The sequence below is a fragment of the Amycolatopsis sp. GA6-003 genome, from assembly GCF_046267895.1.
Taxonomy (GTDB): domain Bacteria; phylum Actinomycetota; class Actinomycetes; order Mycobacteriales; family Pseudonocardiaceae; genus Amycolatopsis.
Genome location: NZ_CP176499.1, coordinates 529,372 through 544,977, shown reverse-complemented (window position 1 = coordinate 544,977; position 15,606 = coordinate 529,372). Strand labels below are relative to the sequence as shown.

The following is a 15,606-nucleotide window of genomic DNA, read 5'->3' as shown; positions in this document are numbered from 1 at the left end:
CCCCGATCCGCCGGTCCCGAGGTCGGCGCGGCTCTGGTTCGTCAGCCGGGCCGCGAACAGCCTCAGCGTCCCTCGCGGACCACCGCCAGCCCGCCGACCCGGGTCGTGATGCCCTCCGGTCCGCGCCGGGCCGAAGCGAGCACGCTGGCCGGACGGCCGAGGCTGTCGCCTTGCTCCACCTCGATCGCGATCGCCTGCGCCCCTGCCGCGTCGAGCAGGTGGGCGGCCAGGCAGCCGGTGCTGTTGGCGTTGGCGACGTCCTCGTCGACGCCGATCGCCGGCGCGAACATCCGCGCCGCGCCCGGCCGGTCGCCCGCCGGCGGTACGTGCACGAAACAGCCGAGCAGCTCGTACCGCCGGCACGCCGCGGCCAGCCGGTCGAGGTCCGGGCGGATGCGAAGCAGCGTCGACCGGTCGCGAACCGGCACCAGCATGCGGGGTGCGCCGGGCGCGGCGATCCGGGGCACGTCGGCCGGATGGAGATCGTCCGCGGCGAGCCCTAGCGCGGCGACGATCGCGGCGTGCTCGTCCGGCCGCGGCTCCCGCAGCGCGACGAGGCCCTGATCGAACCACACCTCGATGCCGGCGGGGCGGCGGATCGCGACGGTGTCGAACGTGCGCCCGCCGGTGTGCTGGCGGTCGTTCAACTCGCTCAGCCCGGCGCGGGCCAGCCGGACGGCCTGAGCGGCGACGGTGCCGTGGCCGCAGCCGGGCAGTTCGGCCGCGGCGGTGAAGAACCGGACCGGCCAGCCGCCGTCCGGCGTCCGCCCCGGGCCGAGGAACGCCGCGTGCGAGGTGCCGGCCGCAGCGGCGACTGCCCGCCGGTCCGCGTCCGTCGCCGCCAGGTCGTCGTCGGTCACGGCCGTGGGGCTGCCGCCCCCGCCGTCGCGCCGCACGCACGCGTCGACCACCGTGACATTCGGCCAGGACATCGGTCAGCCGAGGCCTTCGACGATGCGGAAATCGCGCTCGACGGCGTCGCCGAGGGCGACCAGCGCCTCCTGGTAGGCCGCGCTCTCGCGCGTCGCGGCGGCCTGCTCGAAGCTGTCGAACTCGATCACGATGGTGCGCTCGGCGATCCCGGCGTCGTGCGCCGCGACCCGGCCGCCGCGGACGAGGACCCGCCCGCCCCCGGCCTTGACGGCCAGGCGCGCCAGCTTGTCGTACGCAGCCAGCTTCTCCTGATCCGAAATGCTGCGGTAGACGCTGACCCAGTAGCCCTTGGACATGGAACCTCCCGTGTTCGGCCCGGCTTGCCGGGGGCGTCCGTTTCGGAATCAGAAACGCCGCGTGGATGCTAGTGTTTCGAATAACGAAACGCAAGGAGGGCCATGCCGACACCGCGCCCAGGAAAACCGGTTCGCGGATCGACGACCGGCCGTCCCCTGATGGCCGCGATGGACCTGTTCGGCCGTCGGTGGGCGCTGCGGATTCTCTGGGAACTGCGCGGGGGTCCGCTCGGCGCCCGGGCACTGCTGGCCCGGTGCGACGGGCTTTCGTCCAGCGTCCTCTACCAGCGGCTACGCGAACTCTCCTCGAGCGGGATCATCGCCCCCTCCGCCGACGGCTACGAGCTGACCCAGCTGGGGACCGCGCTCCGCGACGCGCTCCGTCCGTTCGACGAATGGGCGAGCACCTGGGCGCGAGAGCAAGAACGCGCCGACCAGGAGCCCGCGCCCGGCCGACCGCTTCCGGACTAGGGACACGCGCCGGCCAGGATCCGGCCGTGCAGCTCCGCCAGCCGCGCTCCCGGATCGACGCCCAGCTCGTTGCGGAGCCGGCGGCTCAGCCCGGCGTACCGGCGAAGCGCGTCCGCCTGGCGGCCGTGCCGGCACAGCACCGTCATCAGCTGCGCCGCGATCCGTTCGTCCAGCGGATGCTCGGCGGCGTAGTGGTTCAGCGGGCCGAGCAGTTCGGAGGAGTTTCCTTCCCGCAGGCGGAGGTCGAACAGGTCCAGCTCCGCGCCGAGCCGTTCCGCGGCGAAGCGGGCGCGCAGCTCCACCAACCACGCGGCGTCCACGTCGACGAACGGGACACCGCGGCACAACGCCAACGCCTTCTCGTAGGCCTGTTTCGCCCGCCGCCGGTCGGTGCCCGACTGCCGCGCCCGCGACACCAGGCCGCGGAACCGGCACAGGTCGATGTCGTTCTCGTCGACGACGAGCACGTATCCGCGGTGCCCGCGCGTCAGCACGAGCCGATCACTGCTCTGGACCACCCCGCGAAGCCGGGAAACGTAGCTGTAGAGCGCGTTGTGCACGCGCGCCGGCGGAGAGCCGTTCCAGACCCGGCTGATCAGCTCGCCGGTCGAGATCTGCACGTTCGGCTGGATGAGAAGCGCGGCCAGAAGCCGGCGCTGCCGCGGCGGGCCCAAGGCGAGACTCCGCCCGCCGACCCGTATTTCGACCTCTCCGAGAACCCTGACCTCGGTGCCGCACACGGAACCTCCCTGGGTCCCTTCCGGGATACCAGTCCCGCCGCCGCGGTTTCAAGGTCGCCGCAAGGTTTCGACAAGGCGGCCCGGCCACGATGGGCCACAGCCCGGGCAGCGCCGCTCCCCCTCCGGGAACGCGCCCGCCCGCTTTCGCCCCCGGCGCGGGTTTCCCTTTGCCGCGAACAGGAATCGGGAGGTGAGAGCTCATGCTGTACGTCCACTGACCGGCAAGCCGCAGCGCGGGCGCGTCGTGACCGGTCCGGCCGCGACGCGCCCGCTCCGACCCGACCGCGGCGTGCTCGCCGGGGAACCGGAGGACGTTTTGGCCCCGCACGACGACCCGTACTACGAACCCCTCGACCCGCGCGTGCTCGCCGATCCGCACCCGTACTACCGCAGGCTGCGCGAGGCGCATCCGGTGCACTGGCACGGAATGCTGGGCTCGTGGGTCGTCACCGAGCACGCCGCCGGGCGCCGGGTGCTGGCCGATCCCGCCCGCTACGCCTCGGATTTCCGCCGGGCCGGGATCGAGGTCCCCGCCGCGTCGGTCAGCCTGCAGCGGCTCGACCCGCCGGAGCACACCGGCATCCGCCGGCTGCTGATCGCCGCGCTGCACGAGATGCCCCAGCGCGCACTGGCCGACCGCCTGCGCGAGACCATGACCTCGCGGCTGCTCGGCCTGGCGGATTCCTGCCCGGCCGACCTCGTCCGGGGCTTCGCCCGCCCGGTCGCGCTCGACACGATCAGCCGGTATCTCGGCGTGCAACCGCCGGGCGGCGAGGAGTTCGAGCGTTACTCCAACGCCATAGTGCGCAGCATGGACGCCGGTCTCGACCCGTCGCGCGCGGAAGCCGGGAACGAGGCCAGGGCGAAGCTGCGCGACCTCGTCGCCGGCTGGCTGGCCGCGGAGAACCAGACCGGTTTCGTCGCCGCCGCCCGCCGCGCCCGGCACGTCCGGCCCGGCATTTCCGCGGACCTGCTGGCCAATTCGCTCCGGGCGGTCCTGCACGCGGGCTACGAATCCTCCAGCCGCCTGCTCGGCGCGGTCCTGCTGCGCCTGGCGCGCCGCCCCGGGCTGCTGGACCTGCTGTCCGGATCGGACGGCGCGGACGACCTCGCCGACGAATTGGTCCGCCTCGACGGTTCCGTCCAGGCCGACGGCCGGATCTGCGTCGCCGACGGAGAACTGGGCGGCCAGCGCGTCCGGCGCGGCGACGTGGTGATCGTGCTGCTGGCCGCCGCCAACCGCGATCCCGCGGTGTTCCCCAGCCCGGACGAAGTGAATCCGCGGCCCCGGCGCGGCCTGCACCTCGGATTCGGCCGCGGCGCGCACTCCTGCCTCGGCGCCGCGCTGGTCACCCTCCAGCTGCGCACGCTCTTCTCCTGCTTGCGGGACAACGGAATCACGTTGACGCTGGCCGACTGCCCGGTCTGGGAGGACACCGCGACCCTGCGCGGGCTGACCACGCTGCCGGTCCACGTGTCGGTCCGGCGGAAAACCGCGCTGCGCTGGCGGTGATTCTCGGAACGGTTGCCCGCGGCCGGGTAGGCTGGAGCACCGATTCCCGGGGGGACACCGTGACCGACGCACCGACCTTCGACTTGTCCAACGCCGATCAGTTCCGCTCCTGGGACGGCGGCAGCGGAGCGTTCTGGACCGAGCGTGCCGAACGCTTCGACCAGGGCATGGCCGGTTACCACGGCGAACTGGTGAAAGCAGCCGGTATCCAGCGGGATTCGGCGGTGCTGGACATCGGCTGCGGCAGCGGTCAGCTCACCCGCGACGCGGCCCGCATCGCGGCTGACGGTTCCGCACTGGGCGTCGACCTGTCCTCGGCGCAGCTCGACCTGGCGCGCGCACTGGCCGAGAAGGACGGTCTGGCCAACGCGACGTTCGTGCAAGCGGACGCCCAGGTCCACGATTTCGGCGAGTCGTGCTTCGACGTCGCCGTCAGCCGGCACGGCACGATGTTCTTCGGAGACCGGCAGGCGGCCTTCGCCAACATCGCGCGCGCGATCCGCCCGGGCGGCCGTTTCGTGCAGCTGACGTGGCAGGCGCTCGACCGCAACGAGGGCATCAGCACGTTCCGCACCATCGCGGCCGGCGGCCGGGAACTGCCGCCGCCCCCTGCCGAAGCGCCAACGCCGTTCTCGCTCAGCGATCCGGACCGGGTGCGCCAGCTGCTGCACGAAGCGGGCTTCGTCGACGTCGAGCTGACCGGCCTGACCCTTCCGATGTACTACGGCCGCGATGTCGACGACGCGTTCGACTTCATCGCCAGCCACTTCGCCGCGGCCTTCGCGCAACTCGACGACGAGTCCCGCGCCCGCGCCCTCGACGCGCTCAAGGCCGACATCGCCGAGCACCTCACCGACGAAGGCGTGCGGTACGGCGCTGCGCACTGGCTCATCCGCGCCACTCGCCCGTAGGCCCGGAATCCCCGGATCTCTGATCGCCGAGTTCGCCGCGACAGCGAACCGGACTCCGGTGGGGCAAAGGTCACCCTCGGCTCATCCCACTGCGACTGCGCGGGCGGGCACACCCGTGCTCAACCACTCGGGCGGCACGGAACTTCGACCTCCGCGCGCTCCTGCTGGCACAGCTGACCGGTCGTCCCGGACTCCGGATTACCCCGCCTGGTCCGGCCAGCCGAGGCCTCTCCCAAGTTTATATCAATAATCTCAGTTATCCATATACTCCTTGACTCCGACTCCGCTCTCGATGATTTGGTTTTAAATCTGATACTTGGTGTTCCAGTATCGAAATTCAAACTGTAGAGTGAGTCCCACCTGCGGAAAGGGGCACTGATGGAGACGGCGGGACCGCCGATCCGGCGCGGAAGCCGGGACGAACGCCGGGAGGCGACCGTGCGCGCGCTGGCCGCCGGAGGCGAGGCCGGATGCGCGTACTGCGGTCAGCCGCTGCCGCCCATCCCCCGGCAGGGCGGGCGGCCGACGCCGTACTGCCCGGCCGATCCGGAGCGGTACGGCCGGTGGGGCGCGAAGGTCATCACGTGCGCGATGCTCGACGAGCAGCGCGAGATCTGGGTGACCGTCTACGGCCCCGACCAGCCGATGACCCGGCTCGACACCGGGGCGCTCGACGAGCGGCTCGGCTCGGCGCTGTCGGCGTTGGACCCGCTGCGCGAGGAGCTGTCCGCGCTGCGCACGCACGTCACCGACGAGACGGCGGCCGCGCTCAGAGCCCGCGAAGAAGCCGAGGCCGCCCGTGACGAGGCGGTGGAGCAGGCCCGGGTGGCGAACGCGGAGCGCGCGCAGGCGGTGGCTGCTGCGGAAGAGGCGCGCGAGGTGGAGGCCGCGGCCAGGAAACAGTCCGAAGTGGACCGCGCCGAGCGGGACGCGGCGCTCGAAAAGGCCGAGGCGGCAAGGAAAGCGCAGGAAACCGCACTGGCCGTCCGCGATGAAGCCGAGAACAACCGGCAGCGTGCGCTGGAGCAGGCAGCGGCCGCCCACGACCGGGTCACGGCGTTGCAGCAGGAGATTTCCGCGTTGCGGGCGACCGCGGTCGAGGAGCTGGAAGAGGTCCGTCGCAACGCGGCGGAAGCGCAGCAGCAACTCCGGGCAGCGCTGACCGCCGAGCACGAAAGCCGGATGCGGGAGCAAGAGCAGCGGCTGCGAGACCAGGCGGCGGAGGCGGACGAACGGGTGCGCGGTGTGCAACTCGCGGCCGATCAGCGGGTGGCCGAGTCGGCAGCCCAGCTGAGCCAGGCGACCAAGGCGTACGCCGAAACTCTGGCTCCGCTGCACGCTGAACTGGGAGAACTGCGTGCTCGCGTCAGTGCGCAACAGGCGGAACTGGACGAGGTGCACCGGCTCCGGGAGGCGGAGAAAGCAGAGCAGGCCGGCAACGCGTCCGACGAGGTCGTGGTTGAATACCCGGAGTCGCCGGATCTTCCCGGCTGACGGTCATCGCCCGCGGTGCCTTTCCCGGCCCGCCTTGGCGCATTTCCCCGCTGCGAGCACCGGCCTCGTCAGCCCTGCCCGGAAACGGAGCGAAACCATGCCCACCGAACGCCTCACCAACGGCACCGAACGCGAACTGCTCGAGAACACGCTCGACCGCAACCGCGAAGCGCTGGTCGAGACCCTCCGCGGCCTGTCCGAGGCCGATGCCCGGCGGAAGCTCGTCGCGTCGCTGTCGACGCCGATTTCCGTGGTCAAGCACGCCGCCGCGGCGGAGCGGATCTGGTTTCAGCGGTTCTGGGCGGGGCTCGACGAGTCCGAATGCGACGGATACTCCAAGCGGGACGTCGGCACCTTCGCGGTCGCCGACGACGAGACGGTGGCCGACGTGATCGCCGAGTACGAGCGCGCCAGTCAGCGGTCGCGGGAGATCGCGGCGCGCTTCGCACTCGACGACACCAAGGAGTTCCCGGGCGAGGGAACCGTCAGCATGCGCTGGACGCTGCTCGCGATGATCCACGAATTCGCCCGGCACGCCGGACACGGCGACATCCTGCGCGAGCAGATCGACCAGCCGCTCCCCTGACCTCGGCGGAGCCGACCGGCCAGGCGAACCGCGAGGATGTCCCCCGACAAGCTCCTGCTGCGGCTCGGCCAGCTTCGACCAGCTTGGTCGAGAGGTCAGGCCCGAGGGAGCACTGAACGGACCTCGATCTCGCCGTCGTAGCTCAGCCAGGCCAGCCAGGCCGCCGGTGTCATCGCCTCGGCCTGGGCGATGGTCGCCGCGGGCCAGCCCTTGTCGGCGAGCCGTTCGAGCCGCTTCTGCCAGTCCTGCCGCACCTCGGCGGTCAGCTTCGTCGCGGCGAGCCGCTCGGCCGTGCGGCGGAGTTCGCGCAGCCCGTCGTCCGGGCGCGGCGCCGAGGTGCGAGCCACTGGTGCGGGGCGGCCGCGTCGTCGTGCGAGGTCGCAGCGCAAGGCCACGGCGATCAGCAGCAGCACGACCACCCCCGCCATCGGGATCCACCAGCGCAGGTCGGCGCCGGTGAAGCCTCGGCGGTCGGAGGCGCCGACCACGAGGCGGTAGACGAGAATCCCTGCTGCGATCAGCGCGATGAGCACCGCTCCCAGTCCTCCGACGGCCCCGCTGCGCGCATCGGGCACCGGCACGAGCGCCACGACGAGCAGGAGCAGCCCCGCCGCCAAGCCCGCGACCAGCGCGATCGCGGCACTTTCCCGCGGTTCGCTGAACGCGTTCTTGCGATCGGCGGGACCGAACTCGACGACCAGCACCAGGGCGCCGAGAAGGCCCGCGACGACCAGCGTCGACCAGATGGCGCGCCAGGCGCGAGCAGGCCCAGCGGCGCGGTTCCCCTGGACGACGGCCCGCGCCGCGGGCCTCGATGCCGCACGCGTGGCGACCAGCTGCCGACGGTGCCGGTGCAGGTCGCGCAGCGCGGCGAACAGGTCGGATGCTCCCGCGCCGCGCTGGAGCGCCTGCACGGCCTCGCGTCCGATGGCGCGCACCTCGGCGTCTTCGCCGACGAGACGAACGACAGGCTTCATGAAGCGCGCACCGTGGACCCGATCCAGCTCACGGCCATCGCGAGTTCTCCTTCATCGGCCGCCCCCGGGCGGTTTTTCGTCCTCGGCCCGAACGCCCTGAGCAATCCCTTGTTCCGAGTCGTCATCAGGATTCTCCTTCCCCGTGGGCCGAGGACAGGAAATCATGCGGGCTGCTGGTGCTTGGCGAGGAACGGCAGGAGCGCGTCGGCCATCTCGTCGGGCACTTCCTCGGCGAGGTCGTGCCCGGCGTCGAAAACGAGGCCGGTGACGTCGCCGGCGACGATCCGCGCCTGGGACTCGGCGCGCTCGCCGATGAACGCCGACCCGCCGAGCGCCAGGACGGGCAGGTCCAGTTTCCGTTGCGCCGCTTGCCGGTTCTGCTCCGCGTCGACGAGCATCGCCCGGTAGATCGCGAGCATCGCGCGGATGCCGCCGGGCATCGAGTAGCAGCGCACGTACTCCTCGATCGCGTCCGGGGTCGCGCTGTCCGGGCGGCTGCGCTCGAACTTGATCAGGTAGGTGATCAGCTCGCGCTCGCGGCCGGCGATGAGCATTTCGGGGACGTCCGGCTGGAAGTAGAAGCCGAGATGCCACAGGTGCATGCCGCTGGCGACGTTCTCGGCGGTGAGCGCGGTGTGGTCCTCGAAGCCGAACCCGGGGAACAGCGCCTCGGCGAACACCAAGGACGTGACGCGGTCGCGGTGGCGGGCGGCGAGCTGGTAGCCGATCACCGCTCCCCAGTCCTCGCCGACGACGGCGTAGGTCTCGTGGCCGAGAGCGGTCATCAGCTCGGCGACGTCCTCGCTCATCGTCACGGAGTCGTATCCGTCCGCGGGGCGGGCGGAATCGCCGAGACCGCGCAGGTCCGGGACGACGACCGTGTAGTGCGGCGTGAGCTTCGGGAGGAGGTAGCGCCAGTGGTAGCCGGTCTTGGGCACGCCGTGCAGCAGCACCACCGCGGGGCCGGAGCCGGCGGTCCGGTAGTGCAGGCTCGTTCCGTTGACCGCGGCGCGGCCGGTGCGGACGGGATTTCCGTCGTGGTCGAACATCGTCCTTCTTTCTTGATCGAGCGATCCAGATTGCGGGCAGCACACCTCAGCCGAGGGCGGCCAGGGCCACCTCCACGAGGGGTTCGAGGGCGCGGGCGTCCGGGGTGATCTTCGCGGAGACCAGCAGTCCGTTGAGGAACGTGACCAGGAAAGCGGCCAGCGTGTGCGGATCGTGCCGCGCCGCGATCTCACCGCGTTCCGCCGCGACGCGCAGCACCTCGGCGATCGCTTCCTGGCTGGCGTCCTGCATGTCCCGCACGGTGCGCCGGGTCGCCGGGTCCCCGGGCAGGCGCTCGCAGACCGCGTTGACGGCCAGGCACCCTCGGCCGTCTTCGGCCGCGGCGATCCGGACCCGCTCGACCAGAAGCGTCCGGATCGCCGAACGAGCGTCGGCGCCTTTTTTCAGGCTCTCCAGGGCGTTCGCCGCCAGGGTCGCGCGGTAGTGCTCGAGCGCGGCGCGGTACAGGCCGTCCTTGTCGCCGAACGCGCCATACAGCGAGCCCTGCCCGATCCCGAGGTGCTGGGTCAGGTCCCGCACCGAGGTCGCCTCGTAGCCGCGCGACCAGAACAACTCCATCGCGCGACTCACCGCGGCCTCGGTGTCGAACTCTCGGGTGCGGACCATGACCGCAGCCTACCGCATTCTGGATCAGTCGTTCAAGAAAGGTGGCCGAGCCAGGTTTCGAAGTCCAGCAGGCCGGGGTGCTCCTCGCGCAGCGCGGGGAGGTCCGCGTGCCAGCCGACGTCGTTGGCGAAGTCGTAGCCCGCCGCCGCGTCCGGATCGCGGCCGGTCAGTGCCTCGCGCGGGATCGGCCGGTACGTCACCGGCCGGCCCAGCGCCCGGGTCATCGCCTGGGCGATCTGCGGCATGGTCAGCTCGTCTCCGGCCAGTTCGATCGTGCGCCCGGCGTACTCGACGGGGCGGGTGAACGCCAGGGCGGCGAACGCGCCGATGTCGGCGGCCGCGATCAGCTGAACCGGCGTGTCCGGCCGGAAAACGTCGGTCAGGACGCCGTCGCGCACGCCCAGCCGCGGGTGGATCTGGTTCTCCATGAACCGCACCGGCCGCAGCGCGGTCACCGGGAGGCCGCGGTCGCGGGCGTAACGCTCCAAAGTGGACTTGGTCCGCCAGCGCGCGATGCCGTGCGGGGCGTCCGCCGAGGCGACGGAGGCGTATACGAAGGTCTGCACCTCGGCCGCCGCCGCGGCGTCCGCGACGTTGCGGCCGTAGCGGAGTTCGTCGTCGAGGGTGAAATCGGGAGGCGTGCCGGGATAGCCGAGGGTCGGCTGGACGCTGAAAACGCCGTCGACCCCTCTGGCGGCCGTCTCGAGCGAAGCGCGGTCCCCCAGGTCGCCGCGGACGAGTTCGGCGCCGGCAGCGGCGAGTGCGCGCGCGGCAGGAGCGCCCGGGTCGCGGACGAGGGCGCGGACTCGCTGTCCGGCGGCCAGCAGCGCGCGGGCGGTCGCGCCGCCTTGGGCGCCGGTGGCCCCGGTGACGAGAACGGTGGTCATTCTTCCTCCTGCGGCGGCGATTTCGCTTAACCGGGGATAGTCCCCGTTTTTCTTCGGCTACGATACGGGGACACTCCCCGATTAAGCAACCAGGAGGCGGCGATGCGGGCGGACGCGCAGCGCAACTACGACCGTCTGGTGGCGGCTGCGCGAGAGGTCTTCGCCGAGCAGGGGGCCGACGCGCCGCTGGACGACATCGCGCACCGCGCGGGCGTCGGGAACGCCACGCTCTACCGCCACTTCCCCACCCGGCAGGCGTTGCTGGAGACGGTCTTCCGCGACCACGTCGACGCGCTGTGCGGCCGGGCGCGCGAGTTGAGGTCCGCGTCGTCCCCGGGCGCGGCGTTGAAGGAATGGCTGGGCGAGGTCATCTCCTACGGGAGCGCGGAACGCGGGCTCGCGGCGTCGCTGCTGGCCGCGCTCGGCGAGGAAAACTCCTCGGTTTTCGAGGCAGCGGACGGGCTTCTGGCCCGGGCGCAGGACGCCGGCGAAGTCCGGCCGGGCGTCTCGGTCGGGCAGGTGTTCAAGCTGGTCAACGCCGTCGCGCTGGTCACCGAGACGGAACCGGACGCCCCCGGCCAGGCGGCTGGCCTGCTCGAACTGGTCTTCCGCGGGCTTGCCGCGCCGGGCGGCCGGTGAGCGGCGACTACCCTTGACGGGTTCGCCCGCCTTCGCTGGAGAGATCTTGCCCGACCGCCGTGCCCTGACCGCCGACTGCGCGAGCTGTTTCGCGCTCTGCTGCGTCGCGCTCACCTTCACCAAATCCGCCGACTTCGCCATCGACAAGCGGGCCGGCGACCCGTGCCCGAACCTGCTGGCCGACTTCCGCTGCGGCATCCACGATCGGTTGCGCCCCAAGGGTTTCTCGGGCTGCACCAGCTACGACTGCTTCGGCGCCGGGCAGCAGGTGTCGCAGGTGACCTTCGGCGGCCGGAGCTGGCGCGACGCGCCGGAGACCCGCGAGCGGATGTTCGCCGCGCTTCCGGTGATGCGGCACCTGCACGAACTGCTCTGGTACCTCACCGAGGCGCGCTCGCTGGCCGTGACCCGCGAGATCCACGCGGAGCTGGACGCGGAGATCGCCGGGCTCGAACAGGCGGCTTCCGGCGACGCGGACGCGGTGCTGGCCATCGACGTCGACGCCCGCCGCGCCCAGGTCAACCCGCTTCTGGTGCGCACCAGCGAGCTGGTCCGCGCCGGAGCCGGGCGCAAGAAGGACCGCCGCGGCGCCGACCTGATCGGGGCGAAGCTCGCCGGAGCGGACCTCCGCGGCACGAACTTCCGGGGCGCCTATCTGATCGCGGCCGACCTCCGGGGCGCGGACCTGCGCCGCGCAGACCTGATCGGCGCGGATCTGCGCGACGCCGACGTCCGCGGCGCCGACTTCACCGGCAGCATTTTCCTCACCCAGTCCCAAGCGAACGCGGCCCGCGGCGACGCGGCGACCAAGCTGCCGCCGCGACTGGCCCGCCCCGAGCACTGGTAGTCAGCGCGGCCGGGTGGAGCCGACGACGACCCCTCCGAACCGGGCGATCCAGCTGCCGCACACGCAACGCACGTACTCGGCCCGGCTGCCCGCCGACGCGGGAACGACGGCGGAAGCGGGCAGTTCGGCCAGGGGCCAGCCACAGCGGGGGCAACGGTTTTCGTCCATGTCCGCCATCGTGCGGTAATGGTTCAGTACAGTTCAACCCTTACGGATTCCCGCGCAGCGGAGAGCTGCCCTGGAGTCGCCCCGGGGGTGTCGAGCACGTTGGCGGGGTTGATGAGGCTCCGCTGGTTGCCGAACCGCGCGCGGGGTGGTGCGGAGATTGACCGATGAGGACGGAGGTCAAGGGCGCCCCTTGCGGAGGCGGTCCGGCTGTCGGGTGCTGGCGGCACCGCACGAGGTGGCGGCGGCGGCTTTCCGAGTCGTCGTCAGAGTGGGACCGCTCAAACACCGCGCCCGATCATCGTCGAGGGTGTTTCCGGCGGGCGCTTCCGGGTACGCAGTCCGCGACCGAGTCCAGAGCGGCTGCGCCGGGACGAACCCGGCGCAACGCGGACCGTGCCATCTCCCAGGCACGGCCGCCCCGTCCGAGTTGAGGAGGAAGGCCGTTGTCATCGGAAATCCGCCGCCGCTATGCCGGCGAGGCCGAACGGCCGCTGGGCGGCTATCTGGCCGTATTGGCCGCGTACGGCGGGGCCGCCGGAGGGCTTGCCGTGCTGGGCCGGGCCACCGGAGCGCGCTTGCCCGAACGGTGGGGACTCGGCGACACGATCTTGCTGACCACCGCGACGTTCAAGGCGAGCCGGCTGCTCAGCAAGGACGCCGTCACCAGCCCGTTGCGGGCGCCGTTCACGCGCTATGAGGAGCCAGCGGGCGACGGCGAGCTGAACGAATCGGTGCGCGGGCACGGGCCGCGGCATTCGGTGGGCGAGCTTCTCACCTGTCCGTTCTGCCTCGCGGTCTGGGTCGCGACCGGGCTGGGCGCCGGCCTCGTCTTCGCGCCCCGGGCAACCCGTTTCGCGGCGACCGTGCTGACCGCGGTGGCCGGTTCCGACACCCTCCAACTGCTCTACGACGCCGGGAAGAAGCTGGCGAGCAAGTAGCGGCGCGCGCTCCGGGAGCGGATCCGCGCATTGGCCTGCCGACAGTTGCGGCGGTTCCGCGCTCTGAACCGCGGGAACAGGGGCGCGATCCACCGCTCAGCGAAGAGCACGGTTCCGGCACCAGCGTTCTTCCGGCCAGCGACGCGCGGGCGTCGGCACGGCGGGGAAACCGTGCCGCAATTCCACCGACGCGGACTTTTTTGTCCCGTTCCCGCGCCGCGGAATATTCTCTGCCGCCACGCCGAAACCGGCCACCGCCCCGGTTCGACCCGATCAAGCGAGAACGCGGAAAAACCCGCTGCGGCAAGGACGCGGTCGGCAACCGGACCACCGGGCGACCCGAGAAGCGGAACCGGAAAGGAAAAGGCTCACGCCACGTTCCACCCCGCCTACACTATCAGGTAAACGCCCGGTTCTCGCGACTGAATCCCGTTGTGTTCCCGTGCGGGCACTCGCATTCTGTTGTTCGGAAATCCATCGACCGCCCACTACCCTAGGGGACTCATCAGATGGCTAGCGCACCCACGGATTCCGTCGACACGGTGATCGCGGCGGAGTTCGACACACTGGACCTCAACCACGACGGCCGCCTCGACTGGTCGGATTACGAACTCCTCATCGACCGCTACCGGAAGACGGCGGGGGTGAACGAAGACGACCGGCGGATCAGGGAACTCCGGGCGTTTTACCAAATGCACTGGATGGAACTGCTGCGGCACGCCGGAGCCTCCGGGGACCGCCTGTCGAAGAGCGAGTTCGTCGAGGCCACCCGGCGCGCCACGGGCGACGCGAGCCGGATGGACAGCGCCAAGGTCGGCGGGCACGTGATCTTCGACCTCGTCGACGCCGACGGGGACGGCAGCATCAGCAAGGAGGAACTCGGCCGCTACCTCCGCGGCGTATGGCAGATCGACGAGTCCGACCCGCGCTACGACTTCGACGCGATGGACGCCAACAAGGACGGCGTGATCTCGCGCGAGGAGTTCGTCACCGGGATCCAGGAACTCCTTCAGGGCTAAGCGCCGCAGCTGCCCGTCGCGGCCGGAAAAGCGCCGCGGGAGCACGGAAACGGCGAGTGCCGCCCGATTCTGCTCCGGGCGAAGCGTCGGCACGTATGCCTTTCGTCGCGAAACGATTCGCGCGGACGGCATGCGTGCCGACAATGCGTTTCGGCCCGGTCACGACAGCCGGGCGGCGAATAGGGGTTTTTGGCACCCGGCGAAAAGCGGCCGCGCAGCGCACGAACACCCGGCCGCCACCACGCCCCTCTCACACGCCGGTTCAGGCGAAGGCGGCCTCCGCGCCGGGCCGCCCGGCACCCTCACCACCGCACCAGCAGCCGCTCCAGCCCGCCGACCACCAGGCCTTCCCGCACCCCCAGCTCCGAGGGCGGCTCCGCCAGCTCCAGCGAAGGCAGCCTCCGCGCCAGCACCCGCAGCACGGCGTGCAGTTCGACCCGGGCGAGCGCCTGGCCGACGCACACCTGCGGCCCGACGCCGAACGCGAGATGCGAGTTCGGGGTGCGGCCCAGATCCATCCGGTCGGCGTCGGCGAAAGCGCGCTCGTCCCGGTTGGCCGCGCCGACGCTGCACACCACCATCGAACCGGCGGGAAGGGTGCGGCCCGCGACCTCGATTTCGACGGAGAGGTACCGCGGCACGCCGAAGCCCGGATTGGCGTCGAAGCGCAGCGCCTCCTCGACGGCGGTGCGGACGAGGCCTGGTTCGGCGCGCAGCCGCGCCCAGCGGTCGGGTTCGGCGAGCAGCAGCGCGGCCGTTTTGCCGATCATGCCCGCCGTCGTCTCGTACCCGGCGACCAGCAGGCCCTGGCTGGTGCCGATCAGGACCTCCTCGGGAAGCTGCTCGCCGAACCCGTCGGCGAACCGGATGAACTCGCTGAGCAGATCGTCGCCGGGAGCGGCGCGTTTGGCGGCGATGTGCGTCGCGAAGTAGGCGGCGAACTCCGCCTGCGCGGCGTCGATCTCGGCCTGGGTGAAGCGGGTCATCGCGAGCATGGTGTCCGACCAGTGCGCAAACCGGTCCCGGTCGGCGTCCGGCACCCCCAGCTGGTCGCAGATCACCCATCTCGGCAGCGGAAAACCCAGTGCCCGCAGCAGGTCCGCGGGCGCCCCGCGCTCGATCATCGCGTCCACGAGGGAGTCGGCCATCGCCTCGATCCTCGGCCGCAGCGCCCGCACGCGTTTCGGCGTGAACCCCCGGCTGATCATCTGGCGCCAGCGGTGGTGCAGTTCGTCTTCCGTCAGCTTCTCGCCGAAGACGCCGCCGCCCTCGTTCGCGGTGACCCGCGCGGCGCCCGCACCCGCGGGGTGCCGGGTGAACCGGGAGTCGGACAGCACCCGCCGCACGTCCTCGTACCGCGTGAGCAGCCAGGCCCGGTCCCCGCTGGGCAGCCGCACCTCCGCCACCGGCTCCTCCGCCCGCAGCGCCGCCCATTCCGGCGGCGGGCTCAGCGCGTCGGGAAGGCGGAACGGGTAGGCGGGCGCGTCGTCGCTCATCGTGGACTCCCGAAATC

18 protein-coding genes are annotated in these 15,606 nt (G+C 71.6%); 9 read left to right on the top strand and 9 right to left on the bottom strand.

Annotation, left to right across the window (positions count from 1 at the left end; genetic code table 11):
* Nucleotides 1-62: 62 nt before the first annotated feature.
* Nucleotides 63-932, bottom strand: a complete 870-nt coding sequence (locus F9C12_RS02555) for a PhzF family phenazine biosynthesis protein (RefSeq protein ID WP_409464591.1) — start codon at nt 930-932, stop codon at nt 63-65.
* A gap of 3 nt (nt 933-935) precedes the next feature.
* A complete protein-coding gene (locus F9C12_RS02550) occupies nt 936-1,229 on the bottom strand; it encodes a DUF1330 domain-containing protein (protein ID WP_409464590.1) in 294 nt (97 codons plus the stop codon).
* Between the two features lie 102 nt (nt 1,230-1,331).
* On the opposite strand from F9C12_RS02550, the gene F9C12_RS02545 reads away from it, so the two are divergent.
* A complete protein-coding gene (locus tag F9C12_RS02545; protein WP_409464589.1) occupies nt 1,332-1,700 on the top strand; it encodes a winged helix-turn-helix transcriptional regulator in 369 nt (122 codons plus the stop codon).
* On the opposite strand, the gene F9C12_RS02540 is transcribed toward F9C12_RS02545, so the two are convergent.
* Nucleotides 1,697-2,440, bottom strand: a complete 744-nt coding sequence (locus tag F9C12_RS02540) for a BTAD domain-containing putative transcriptional regulator (RefSeq protein ID WP_409464588.1) — start codon at nt 2,438-2,440, stop codon at nt 1,697-1,699. The genes F9C12_RS02545 and F9C12_RS02540 overlap by 4 nt on opposite strands.
* Nucleotides 2,441-2,630: 190 nt before the next feature.
* On the opposite strand from F9C12_RS02540, the gene F9C12_RS02535 reads away from it, so the two are divergent.
* The 4 genes from F9C12_RS02535 (at nt 2,631) to F9C12_RS02520 (ending at nt 6,944) form a co-directional block, all read left to right on the top strand.
* A complete protein-coding gene (locus F9C12_RS02535) occupies nt 2,631-3,953 on the top strand; it encodes a cytochrome P450 (RefSeq protein WP_409464587.1) in 1,323 nt (440 codons plus the stop codon).
* 59 nt (nt 3,954-4,012) lie between these two features.
* Nucleotides 4,013-4,864 (top strand): class I SAM-dependent methyltransferase, encoded by an 852-nt coding sequence (locus tag F9C12_RS02530; RefSeq protein WP_409464586.1) that lies wholly within the window; start codon nt 4,013-4,015, stop codon nt 4,862-4,864.
* A gap of 378 nt (nt 4,865-5,242) precedes the next feature.
* Nucleotides 5,243-6,358: a hypothetical protein gene (locus F9C12_RS02525; RefSeq protein ID WP_409464585.1), complete on the top strand. Its 1,116-nt coding sequence runs from the start codon at nt 5,243-5,245 to the stop codon at nt 6,356-6,358.
* A 97-nt stretch (nt 6,359-6,455) separates the two neighbouring features.
* Nucleotides 6,456-6,944 carry a DinB family protein gene (locus F9C12_RS02520; RefSeq protein ID WP_409464584.1) on the top strand — a complete coding sequence of 163 codons (489 nt, stop codon included), beginning with the start codon at nt 6,456-6,458 and terminating at the stop codon, nt 6,942-6,944.
* A 95-nt stretch (nt 6,945-7,039) separates the two neighbouring features.
* Here F9C12_RS02520 and F9C12_RS02515 read toward each other — a convergent pair whose 3' ends face one another.
* The 4 genes from F9C12_RS02515 to F9C12_RS02500 form a co-directional block, all read right to left on the bottom strand.
* Nucleotides 7,040-7,921 carry a hypothetical protein gene (locus tag F9C12_RS02515; protein ID WP_409464583.1) on the bottom strand — a complete coding sequence of 294 codons (882 nt, stop codon included), beginning with the start codon at nt 7,919-7,921 and terminating at the stop codon, nt 7,040-7,042.
* A 161-nt stretch (nt 7,922-8,082) separates the two neighbouring features.
* Nucleotides 8,083-8,970, bottom strand: coding sequence for an alpha/beta fold hydrolase (locus F9C12_RS02510; RefSeq protein WP_409464582.1), 888 nt, complete (start codon nt 8,968-8,970; stop codon nt 8,083-8,085).
* A gap of 46 nt (nt 8,971-9,016) precedes the next feature.
* Nucleotides 9,017-9,595: a TetR/AcrR family transcriptional regulator gene (locus F9C12_RS02505; protein ID WP_409464581.1), complete on the bottom strand. Its 579-nt coding sequence runs from the start codon at nt 9,593-9,595 to the stop codon at nt 9,017-9,019.
* Nucleotides 9,596-9,627: 32 nt separating this feature from the next.
* Entirely contained in the window at nt 9,628-10,482 is an 855-nt protein-coding gene (locus F9C12_RS02500) for an NmrA family NAD(P)-binding protein (protein ID WP_409464580.1), read from the bottom strand.
* Between the two features lie 102 nt (nt 10,483-10,584).
* Here F9C12_RS02500 and F9C12_RS02495 point away from each other — a divergent pair, with 102 nt between their 5' ends.
* Both F9C12_RS02495 and F9C12_RS02490 read left to right on the top strand, forming a co-directional pair.
* On the top strand, nt 10,585-11,121 hold the full coding sequence (locus F9C12_RS02495; protein WP_409464579.1) for a TetR/AcrR family transcriptional regulator: 537 nt from the start codon (nt 10,585-10,587) through the stop codon (nt 11,119-11,121).
* Between the two features lie 46 nt (nt 11,122-11,167).
* Nucleotides 11,168-11,968, top strand: coding sequence for a pentapeptide repeat-containing protein (locus F9C12_RS02490; protein WP_409464578.1), 801 nt, complete (start codon nt 11,168-11,170; stop codon nt 11,966-11,968).
* Here the strand turns inward: F9C12_RS02490 and F9C12_RS02485 are convergent, their stop codons facing one another.
* Complete coding sequence (locus F9C12_RS02485; protein ID WP_409180347.1) at nt 11,969-12,136, bottom strand: hypothetical protein; 168 nt, start codon at nt 12,134-12,136, stop codon at nt 11,969-11,971.
* Nucleotides 12,137-12,579: 443 nt separating this feature from the next.
* On the opposite strand from F9C12_RS02485, the gene F9C12_RS02480 reads away from it, so the two are divergent.
* Both F9C12_RS02480 and F9C12_RS02475 read left to right on the top strand, forming a co-directional pair.
* Nucleotides 12,580-13,074, top strand: a complete 495-nt coding sequence (locus tag F9C12_RS02480; RefSeq protein ID WP_409464577.1) for a DUF1360 domain-containing protein — start codon at nt 12,580-12,582, stop codon at nt 13,072-13,074.
* Nucleotides 13,075-13,583: 509 nt separating this feature from the next.
* Complete coding sequence (locus F9C12_RS02475; protein ID WP_409464576.1) at nt 13,584-14,093, top strand: EF-hand domain-containing protein; 510 nt, start codon at nt 13,584-13,586, stop codon at nt 14,091-14,093.
* 302 nt (nt 14,094-14,395) lie between these two features.
* On the opposite strand, the gene F9C12_RS02470 is transcribed toward F9C12_RS02475, so the two are convergent.
* Entirely contained in the window at nt 14,396-15,589 is a 1,194-nt protein-coding gene (locus tag F9C12_RS02470; protein WP_409464575.1) for a cytochrome P450, read from the bottom strand.
* Between the last annotated feature and the right edge of the window lie 17 nt (nt 15,590-15,606).